The organism is Pseudomonas sp. C8002 (assembly GCF_013385765.1).
Lineage (GTDB): Bacteria > Pseudomonadota > Gammaproteobacteria > Pseudomonadales > Pseudomonadaceae > Aquipseudomonas.
Genome location: NZ_JACAPJ010000050.1, coordinates 1 through 7,543, shown reverse-complemented (window position 1 = coordinate 7,543; position 7,543 = coordinate 1). Strand labels below are relative to the sequence as shown.

The following is a 7,543-nucleotide window of genomic DNA, read 5'->3' as shown; positions in this document are numbered from 1 at the left end:
CGTCCTACCGCTACCCGTTGCTGCTGGCCGCCGGACAGTTGTTCGGGGTAACGCCTGAGCAAGTCACCCAGGCCGAGTCGCTCCACAAGCTGCGCTTGCCACGCCGGATCGAGGCGCCCGGCCAGGCGCGCCTGGAAGGCCAGGNNNNCTGCTGGAACACCAGGCCGATCTCGGTGCGACGCCAGTGGGCCAGTTGCGCCTCACTCATCTGGTCCAGGCGCTGGTCGCCGACCTGGATGCTGCCACAGTCGACCTGGTCGAGCCCGGCCACCAAATGCAGCAGCGTGCTTTTGCCACTGCCCGACTCACCCATCAACGCCAGGCTGCTGCGCGCTCCCAGGTACAGGTCGACACCCGCCAGCACGGTCAACGGCCCCTGCGGCGTGCCATAACTCTTGAATACCCCTTGTACCTGCAGCATCACCCCTCCCCACAAGCTTCTGGACTTAAGCCGGAGAATAACGGTTGTCACATTTTTATGTCACAACCATGGGCAAAAGGAGCGCCCCATGACCCCTGCAAATTTTTCACATCGATTTCACCCGGCCGCCACCTGCTGCACTTTAAATTGCCGTCCATGGGCAGATAACAGGCTGGTTATTTCAAACGCCCGTTAGTGCAAGTGAACAATTTTTTATATCGGTATGTTCAGCAAAAAGACAGCGCCCCTGTGACACGCTTTTGCATATTCCTGCATCAGCGCTACTCACTTGGCGCCTGCCTAACTTGCCGCTGCCAGTTACCGGATTAACGCCTGGAAGTTACCAATGGTGAATAGTGTGGTTGACCTGACCCTGAGCAAGTCTCGCTCGCGCTGGGCGTTTGTAAAACAGCTGAACAAACTGTGGCTGGGCGTGGCAGGTATCGTAATGGCCAGCCTGGCAGTAACGGCGTTCATCTGGTGGCCAAGATCGCCGCTGGACCTGGGCGTGGGCCACCGCCTGCTCAGCTCCGGAACCCTGGAAGCCTGGCGCAACGGAGACTTGGTGGTGCTGGTCCGCCATGAGGAACGCTGTGACCGCTCCAACAACCCTTGCCTGGGCCCGGCAGACGGCCTGACCACGCTCGGCTCGTTGTCTGCAAGTGCCGTGGGCAAGGCCTTCCAGACCCTGGGCATGGAAAACACCGACGTACTGAGCAGCCCCACCACCCGTACCGCGCAGAGCTCGCTGTTCATGTTCGGCAAGGCCGAATTGTCACCCGGGCCCCTGGCCATCTGCGGCCCTGCCATCGGCGAGGAACTGCGCCCACATAAACACGCGGACCGCAACCTGCTGGTGGTCACCCACAGCGCCTGCATCAGCGACTTCGAGGAGGCATTGGGCTACCCACACGCCGCCCATGCCGAGTACGGCAGTGCATTGTTTGTAAAGCTGCTGCCCGATGGCAAGTTCAAGGCGCTGGGTATTTTGAACAGTAAGGACTGGGCCGCCGTGCTTAAACAACTTTAGAACACTTCTTAACATTTAATCATTCAAGTTCGTTCAGCAAAAAGACAGCCAGACCGTGGCATCTTCTATGGTTTTAATTGAATTTTTGTCAAAAAATTATTAGCTCACTAACTTTTCACAAGTTAACAACATGACGACGACCTTCGATGACTTATTGGACGCCACACATTTAACGAGCTTGACTGGGGCACAGGGATATTCAGTTTCGCCCCCCACTAACAGACTGTTTAAGGAATAACGTTCTGTGCCGCATTTTTACCCGACCATGACCACCTTCCACCCCTCGCGCATGGCTGATCCGCTCGCGCTGATTCACCGTCAATACCGCTTGAGAGTGCAATAGCCATGACCCGCCTTAAACCATTGCCCGTATTGCTACTGGCATTCGTGATGTTCTATCTGTTGCCACTGGGCCTGCATGGCCTATGGATCCCTGACGAAACCCGCTACGCCCAGATCAGCCAGGAAATGCTCATCAGCGGCAACTGGGTGGCACCGCACTTCATGGGCGTGCGCTATTTCGAAAAACCCGCCGCCGGCTACTGGCTGATCGCGCTGGGCCAGGCATTGTTCGGTGAAAACCTGTTCGGCGTGCGCATCGCTTCCGCCCTGACCACCGGCCTGAGCTTCGTGCTCGCCTACCTGATCGCCCGCCGGCTATGGAACGACCCGCGCAAGAGCTTCGCCTGCGCGCTGCTCTACATGAGTTTCGGCCTGGTGGCCGGGCAAGCCGGTTATTCCAACCTGGATCCGCAATTCACCTTTTGGGTCAACCTGAGCCTGGCGGCGCTGTGGTTTGCCCTCGACAGCTCCACCCCCCGTGCCCGCCTCGCCAGCTGGACGTTGCTGGGTGTGGCCTGCGGCATGGGTTTCATGACCAAGGGTTTCCTGGCGTGGTTGCTGCCGGTGTTGATCGCCCTGCCTTACATGCTCTGGCAACGTCGCCTGGGGGAACTGCTGCGCTACGGGCCGCTGGCGATACTGGTGGCGGCCGTGGTGTGCCTGCCCTGGGCACTGACGATCCACCTGCAGGAACCTGACTACTGGCGTTTCTTCTTCTGGCACGAGCACATCCGCCGGTTCGCCTCCGACAATGCCCAGCATGCACGCCCCTGGTGGTTCTACCTGCCGCTGATGGTGGTGTCGTGCCTGCCGTGGGCGGCGCTGCTGCCGGCGACACTGTGCAAGGCCTGGAAGGAAAAACGCCAACCGGCCATCGTCTTCCTGGCGCTGTGGTTGCTGCTGCCCCTGGGCTTTTTCAGCCTGAGCAACGGCAAGCTGCCGACCTACATCATGCCGTGCCTGCTGCCGCTGGCACTTCTGATGGGCCATGCGTTGATCGACCTGCTGGCCAACGCCCGCACCCGCACGCTGCGCGTCAATGGCCTGCTCAACCTGGGCATCGGCGTCGCGGCAATGGTGACGCTGATCTACCTGCAAATCGACCGGCCGTTGTACGGCAACAGCCACAGCGAGATGTTCAACCTGTCCCTGACGTTCATCGTGCTGATGGGCTGGATGCTCGCCAACCTGCTTCAAGCCTTCCGCCCATTGGCGCTGTGGGCGATGCCGGCGTTGGGCATTGGCCTGCTGGTGGCGCTGTTGCCCGCCGGCATGCCGGCGGTGATCGAAGATAACCAGATGCCTGATCAGTTCGTGCTCCAGCACCTGGACGAGCTGCAACAGACCCATGCGCTGCTGAGCAACGAACTGGAGTCGGCGTCGGCCCTGGCATGGCGCCTGCGCCGGCCCGAAGTGACGCTCTACAACACCGAAGGCGAACTGCGCTACGGCCTGCAATACGCCGACTCGATGCACCGCAAGGTGGATCTCGACAGCGTTCAAGCCTGGCTCAAGCAGGCGCGCCAGCAAGGCCCGGTGGGCGTGCTGATGCGGGTCAGGAGCACCAGCGAAATGCGCGAAGCCGGCCAGCTGCCGTTGGGGGGCAAGCGTTATTACAAGGGTGACCTGGAGATCATCATCTACCCGCAATTGCCGTAACACAGGCGCCCTAATGTGGGGTGACCCCATTCAACACTCGTCCCACATCGGAACCGCCGCATGAACTTCTGGAAAACCGAACGCGGCGCCCTGCTGCTGCTCCTGGGCGTGTCGGCCCTGATCCTGCTGCTGGGCCTGGGCGCCCGCGACCTGTGGGGCCCGGAAACCCGCTGGGCGAACATCACCCTGCAGATGCTGCAAAGCGGCGACTACTTCGACCCGTACCTCAAGGGCACCCCGTACTACGACAAACCCTTGCCGTCGTATTGGCTGATCACCGGGTTTGCCAACCTGATGGGCGGCCTGGGGCCGTGGTCGTTGCGCTTGTCATCGGTGATCTCGGCGTGGCTGAGCATCTGGCTGGTGTACCTGATCGGCGAGCAACTATTCCGCAAAGGCACCGGCCTGATTGCCGGCTGGATGCTCGCGACCACCTTCTACTTCCTCTTCTGGGCCCGGGTGGCCACGGCGGACGTGCTGACCGTATGCGGCGTGCTCGCCGCCGTCTGGTGGTATTGGCGCGGGCCGGACGATACGCGGCTGGGGCGCTACACGGTGTTCTTCCTGTTGCTGGCGGCGACGTCACTGTTCAAGGGCTTGATCGGTTTTGTGCTGCCGGGCCTGGTGTTGTTGCCGCACTTGCTCAGCGAACAGCGCTACAAACGCCACCTCAACCTGCGGCTGGTGCTGGCCGTGATCATTGCCGGGGCGTTCTACGCGATCCCGTTTGTGCTGTCCCACCTCTACGGCGCACCGACCTACGGTGCAAGCGGCCTGGAACTGGTGTTCCGGGAAAACGTGGTGCGCTTCTTCGACCCGTTCGACCATATGGGTCCGATCTACACTTACCTGATCTACCTGCCGGCCTACACCTTGCCCTGGGCGCCGTGCTGGGTGCTGGGCCTGTGGCTCGCCGTGCGGCATTGGCGCGACACCCCGCCCAACACCCGTTGGCTGGTGTGGGGGCTGGGCCTGCTGTTTGTGTTCTTCACCGCCAGTGGCAGCCGGCGCAGTTACTACGTGCTGCCGCTGGTGCCGTTCGCGCAGTTGCTGGCGGCGTGGTGGGTCAGTGAGCGCATCGCCCGCAAAGGCACGGTCGGCCGGGGTTGGTACCGTGGGTTCGGCATCGCTGCCGGGGTGATGCTGCTGGTACTCGGGGTGGTGTATCCGTGGACCAATGGCAATGGCGGCGTGACCCGTTTCGCCGAGGACGTTCAAGCGCAAGCAGTGAAAAGCGCGCCATGGAACGCGTGGCAGATGGTGATGGTGGAAGTCGACAACAAGGTACCGATGTACCTGCAAAATCACGGGACGCCGTTCTACTACGTTGCCGAAACCCAGGACTTCCCGCGCCAGGGCGACAGTGCGGCGTTCATGGCCTGGCTGGAAAAAACCAGCGGCCGCACCTTTGATCCCAAGCGCACAATTATTGTCGCGCAGTCCACCAAGGATGACCCGACGCCGCTGGCCTACCTGGGCAACGATCATCAGGTCATCACTACCCAGCCGGACAATGGTGAACGGTTGTTCCACAAGCGTGACGGTGGCAGCGTGGCATTTGTGCCCAACGCCGCGCCGTAGCACTGGCGGCATGGGGCGGGCATTGCTAGTGTGGCGCGCTTAAGCCACCGTCCGAGCCCGGCCCGCCATGCCCTACTCTTCCCTTTCCCTTGCCGCCCTGAGCCTGATCGTGCTCGCCACGCCGGCAGCGGCAGACACGCCGATGCCGGCCAACATGGTTTACCTGCGCAGCCTCGACCCGAGCATCGCCCAGGACATTCGCTACGCCAGCCCCCACAACTTCACCGGAGCGCCGCTGGACGGCTACAACGCAGCCGAATGCGTGCTGTCTGCCGACGCGGCAAAGGCACTGGTACGGGTCCAGGCCGAGTTGGCCAGGCAGGGTTACGGCTTGAAGGTCTTCGACTGCTATCGTCCCAGCCGTGCCGTGGCGAACATGGGCCGCTTCGCCAGCCTGCCGGGGGATCCGGCCAAGGCCGAGTTCTACCCCCGGGTGAACAAGCAGGATTTCTGGCGCCTGGGCTACGTGGCCAAGGTTTCCAACCACTCCCGGGGCGCGGCAGTGGACGTGACCCTGACCGGTCCCGATGCGCGGCCAGCCCAGGCCTGGAGCGCCGACACCGCGGCGGTGGATTGCGCCGCCGGTTACGGTCGACGCTTGCCCGATGGCGGCCTGGACATGGGCACCGGTTTTGATTGCTTCGACGAAATGGCCCACACCAACAGCCCCCACATCAGCCAGGCGGCACGCCAGAATCGCCAACGGTTGAGCGCTGCGATGGCCAAGGAAGGCTTTACCGGTTATGCCGGCGAATGGTGGCACTTCACCTACAGCCGCAATCCGGTGCGGGCCGAGCCGATGGACTTCCCTATCGAACCGCTGCGGTAACATCACAACACAGCTTCAGCTTGATAAAGCCCGGGGCAAAAACTAGCGTTTGAGGTTTCCCTCTTTTCAAGGACTGAACGCCGTTGAACACGCTCATCAAAACCTGCGCGGCGCTGCTGACGCTGCTTTCAAACGTGGCACTCGCGCAAATCCCCGAGACCAGCCGGCAACTGATCGTGGTCACCACCCCGGGCTGGAACGCCCTCCAGGGCACCGCACAACGCTATGAGCGGCACGGGCAAGGCTTTCAGAAAGTCGGCGAACCCTTTGCCATCGTGGTCGGTAAAAACGGCATGGCGTGGGGCACCGGCCTTACGACGCCCACCCCCGACCAGCAGCCCCTCAAGCATGAAGGCGATGGCAAGGCCCCGGCCGGCATCTTCAAACTCGGCGGTGCCTTCGGCTACGCCCCCACCGCTGACACCCGCTTGCCTTACGCGGCCAGTACCGCCACCCGCGAATGCGTGGATGACAGCCAGTCCAGCCATTACAACACCCTGGTGGACAGCTCGGCGGTGAACAAGGACTGGACCAGTTCCGAGCGGATGCTGCGCAAGGACCAGCTGTACCGCCAGGGGATTTTTGTCGAGCACAACACACCGGCTTTGGCCAACGGCGGCTCGTGTATTTTCCTGCATATCTGGCGCAGCGTCAGTTCGGGAACATTGGGCTGCACGGCGATGGACCCGGTGAATATCCAGGCGTTGTTTGCCTGGCTGGACCCGCGAGAAAACCCGCTGCTGGTGCAACTGCCCGCCGCGCAGTACGACCTCTACCGTGAGCGCTGGAAACTGCCGTCCCGCTGAGCTGACAACAGGCGTTGAAATGCGGCCAATACCTCGCCGGGTTTTTCAAGCATGAGTTGGTGGCCGCATTCGGGCAGCAACTGATACTCGGCATTGGGCAAATGCCGGGCGAGTGCTTCGCCGCCGCTGGCCGGGGTCAGGCCGTCGGTGTCGCCGGCCAGCACACTCACGGGCAGGGTCAGGGTAAGCAGTGCATTGGCGTCTGGCCATTGGACGTTTTTCATCAGGGCCTTGAACATGTACAGCGGGTTGCGCTCGGTGAGTTTTTCTTCGTAGGCGACCAGTGCGGGGTCGGCCTTGGCGTTCCATGCGGCCTGGCGGAAACCTTTGGCCAGCAGTGGGCGCAGCCATTCCAGGAGCCATGCGGGTAGACGCATCAGGCCGCCGCTCCGGCTGATGCTGTGGAGTCGGGTGCCCAGCAGCAATACGGCTTCGATGGGGATCGCGGGTTTGGCCAGCAAGGCGCTCAGGGTCAGGCCAGTGCCGAAGGAGTGGGCGACGATGAGGTTGCGGGAGCCGCCGTAGCGCCTGAGGATTTCCAGGTAGTCGGCGACCAGTTCGGGCCAGGCGTAAGCCTCGGGGTTGCGGGGTTTTGCGCTGGCGCCGTGGCCGAGCAGGTCCCAGGCGACCAGGCTGTAGCCTTGGGTTTTCAGGGATTGCCATTGGTGGCGCCACTGGTCCTTGTTGCCGCCGGCGCCGTGGCAGAAGAACACTACCGTGTCGGGTTGGGTGGTGCCCGCGTGATGGGTGATGCTCAGGTGACGGTTGGGGCGGATTTCCAGTTGTTGGCCCTGGATCACTGGCAGTTCGGTGAAAGAGGTCGGCATGGAGGTTTCTCAATAAGTGAAAGGATTGAGTGTGGTGAAGCAACAGCA

The 7,543-nt window shown here is 62.1% G+C and carries 6 protein-coding genes and 1 pseudogene; 5 read left to right on the top strand and 2 right to left on the bottom strand.

Features of this window, described 5'->3' with window-relative positions; translation table 11 throughout:
• Window positions 1-421: pseudogene (locus HX814_RS30900) on the bottom strand (ABC transporter ATP-binding protein); the annotation flags it as partial.
• A 346-nt stretch (window positions 422-767) separates the two neighbouring features.
• Between HX814_RS30900 and HX814_RS30895 the strand changes: the two are divergent.
• The 5 genes from HX814_RS30895 to HX814_RS30875 all read left to right on the top strand — a co-directional run bounded on the left by HX814_RS30895 (window position 768) and on the right by HX814_RS30875 (window position 6,668).
• Entirely contained in the window at window positions 768-1,451 is a 684-nt protein-coding gene (locus HX814_RS30895; protein WP_177009811.1) for a histidine phosphatase family protein, read from the top strand.
• 345 nt (window positions 1,452-1,796) lie between these two features.
• On the top strand, window positions 1,797-3,452 hold the full coding sequence (gene arnT, locus HX814_RS30890; RefSeq protein WP_177009810.1) for a lipid IV(A) 4-amino-4-deoxy-L-arabinosyltransferase: 1,656 nt from the start codon (window positions 1,797-1,799) through the stop codon (window positions 3,450-3,452).
• A gap of 60 nt (window positions 3,453-3,512) precedes the next feature.
• The gene (locus HX814_RS30885; RefSeq protein ID WP_177015447.1) at window positions 3,513-5,033 is read left to right on the top strand and encodes a glycosyltransferase family 39 protein; all 1,521 of its coding nucleotides are present in this window, start codon (window positions 3,513-3,515) and stop codon (window positions 5,031-5,033) included.
• A 67-nt stretch (window positions 5,034-5,100) separates the two neighbouring features.
• A complete protein-coding gene (locus tag HX814_RS30880) occupies window positions 5,101-5,862 on the top strand; it encodes a M15 family metallopeptidase (protein WP_177009809.1) in 762 nt (253 codons plus the stop codon).
• A gap of 83 nt (window positions 5,863-5,945) precedes the next feature.
• A complete protein-coding gene (locus HX814_RS30875) occupies window positions 5,946-6,668 on the top strand; it encodes a L,D-transpeptidase (protein ID WP_003210282.1) in 723 nt (240 codons plus the stop codon).
• Here HX814_RS30875 and HX814_RS30870 read toward each other — a convergent pair.
• Entirely contained in the window at window positions 6,635-7,495 is an 861-nt protein-coding gene (locus HX814_RS30870; RefSeq protein WP_177009808.1) for an alpha/beta fold hydrolase, read from the bottom strand. The two genes, HX814_RS30875 and HX814_RS30870, sit on opposite strands and share 34 nt — an antisense overlap.
• Window positions 7,496-7,543 lie beyond the last annotated feature (48 nt).